This window comes from Paenibacillus planticolens, from assembly GCF_013141725.1.
Taxonomy (GTDB): domain Bacteria; phylum Bacillota; class Bacilli; order Paenibacillales; family NBRC-103111; genus Paenibacillus_E; species Paenibacillus_E planticolens.
The window spans coordinates 1-754 of the sequence record NZ_WHNZ01000025.1 but is presented as its reverse complement, the minus strand read 5'-3'; the positions used below and the strand labels follow the sequence as shown (position 1 = coordinate 754).

Here is a 754-nt window from a genome sequence, read left to right as displayed (position 1 = left end):
ACGGACCGTCATCTTGATAACTGGAATAGTTCGAACCACCGGAATCGAGAAACGATGCCGCACCTTGATAGAGAGAACGTTCGTCGGTCGGGTCGTATTGCGTATGACCTGACATATAGAACACCTGCGAAAAATTGTTGTCGGCAATAAATTTACCGAAATTATTACTTGCAGCGCTGCTCCATTGCCCTGCCCACACGGTCCCGCTTATCGGGTAGTGAGACATTGCAAAAATGGGTTTGGTTGGATCATAATCCGCTTCACTTTTAATTTGGTTGAGGTAATTGGTGGCTTTTCCCACCGTGCTGCTGCTGTTAATATTTCCATCAAAACCAATCAAATTATATCCTTTTATCTTTACCCTATAAGCACTGTTATAAAAATCGTTATCGTACGAATTCGTTGATTCGTTCCACGCACCCGCCGTACCGACAGGTATTAAGTTTTGGGTGCCGTCCATATCATGGTTGCCTTTTACGATATATAACTTCGTCGTGTTAAATAAGCCCTCATCTTTAAGTTTATTGTATAGTTTTGTGAGCTCACCCATCCACACATATTCTGGGGCATTGTTACCGCCGGTAATGTCGCCAGGCTGCACGATTACGTCGGCCTGCGGGAATACTTTCATGTCTTTTCTATAATCTTCTTCAATGCGCGCGATGGTTGCGGGATTACTACTAATTTCCGGGTCGCTGCTATCCGTTATATTTAAATCAGCGGGAGTTAATGTTTTATTGCTTTTTTGATAGAT

At 43.2% G+C, this 754-nt stretch carries 1 protein-coding gene; it reads right to left on the bottom strand.

Annotated features, from left to right (window positions below; genetic code table 11):
* Positions 1-754 (bottom strand): metallophosphoesterase (locus GC097_RS13400; protein ID WP_171683804.1); only part of this gene is annotated, 754 nt, incomplete at both ends.